This is a genomic window from Mesorhizobium sp. M4A.F.Ca.ET.090.04.2.1, assembly GCF_003999085.1.
GTDB lineage: Bacteria > Pseudomonadota > Alphaproteobacteria > Rhizobiales > Rhizobiaceae > Mesorhizobium.
The window spans coordinates 1-1,643 of the sequence record NZ_RZOT01000810.1; the positions used below are offsets into that span (position 1 = coordinate 1).

At 66.9% G+C, this 1,643-nt stretch carries 1 pseudogene; it reads left to right on the top strand.

Going from position 1 to position 1,643, the window contains the following annotated elements:
* Nucleotides 1-1,643, top strand: a pseudogene (locus EN781_RS32095) (AsmA family protein); the annotation flags it as partial.

Sequence of the window (1,643 nt, forward strand, 5' to 3'; positions counted from 1 at the left end):
ATGGATGCGGAGCTGGCACCCTTCCTGCGTGGCGAGGTGCTGATCTTCGACATGCGGCTGGTGCGGCCGAAGGCGACGATCGACATCGCCGCCGACGGCACGGTCGACTGGGCGATGCGGCCGACCTCGCCCTTCGATCTCAACCAGATCGCGATCGAGAAGCTGACGGTGACGGAAGGCGAGGTCGCCTTGCGCCATGCCGCCGGCGGGCGCAGCCACCTGATTTCCGAGATCAATTCGACCATCTCGGCGAAGTCGCTCGCCGGGCCATGGCGGATGGATGGAACGCTCAAGCTCGACGGGCTGCGCACCAATGTCACTGCCTCGACCGGCAGAGCCGAAGGCAATGGCCAGATGCGGCTGCGGCTGAAGGCCGATCCGGACGCCTATCCGCTGGTCATCGAGACCGACGGCAATGCCGGCCTCGTCAAGGGCGCCGTCGCCTATTCCGGCCAGTTCAAGATCTCCGGCAACGACAGGAATTCGGCCGAGCTGCGCGGCACCGGCGGCGAGACGGTGAAGGTCTCGGCCGGCAAGCCAGATCCAGGCTTCCGGCTCAACGGCAAGTTCTCGCTCGATCACCAGAAGCTCGCCTTCGACGAGTTCCGCTTCGAGACCGGACCGCTCGACAATCCGTATACCGCCGACGGCAAAGCCTCCGTCAATCTCGGACCGAACCCGCGCTTTTCGATCGAGGCCAATGGCGCGCAGGTGCAGTTCGATGAAGCCGTCGGCGCCGCCGCAGTCACCGGCGTAACGCTCGACCAGCGCGTCAATGCGCTGGAGCAGGCGCTTCTGCATATGCCGAAGCCGACCATCCCAGGGACCGTCGAGGTGAGACTGCCGGCCGTGGTCGCCGGTGACACGACGGTGCGCGACGTCCACCTCTCGGCCGAGCCGGCCGAAGGCGGCTGGTCGGTGAAGTCGCTTGCCGCGACCTTGCCCGGCCGCGCCACTCTCGAAGCCAACGGCATGCTCAGCGTCGAGGACCATTTCGGCTTCAGCGGCTCGCTGCTGCTCGCCGTGGCGCAGCCGTCGGGCTTCGCCGCCTGGTTGTCCAGGGATGTCGACGAGGCGATCCGCCGGCTGCCGGCCGCCGGTTTCAAGGCCAAGGTCGATCTCAGCGAAAAGCGGCAGGCCTTCAGCGATCTCGAACTGATCCTCGGCAAGGCGAAGTTTTCCGGCCGCATCGATTCCAGCCAGCCGGACGACGCCAGGCCTTCGGTGCTGATGCGGCTGGAGGGCGGCGAGCTCGACGTCGACGGGCTGGCGGCTTTCGCCTCGATCTTCGTCAGCGACAAGGGCGCCAACCGGTTTTCCGACCGCGACCTCGACTTCCAGATCAAGGCCGGGCCGGTCAGCGCCGGCGGGCTGACGGCCGACATGGTCGACACGGCGCTGAGGCTGCGTAAGGGATTGCTCGAGATCGACCGGCTGTCGGTCGGTGGCCTGGCCGGCACCTCGATCAGCGCCACAGGGCGGATCAAGGATTTCCCAGAGAGCCCGACCGGCAAGCTCGATGCCTCTGTGGTCGCCGTCGATCTCAAGCCGCTGGTCGACGTGGCCGCCCAGCACTATCCCGACAATGAGCTGCTGAAAGGACTGGCGGCCCGGGTGGCCGCCTATCCGCAACTGCTCCAGGA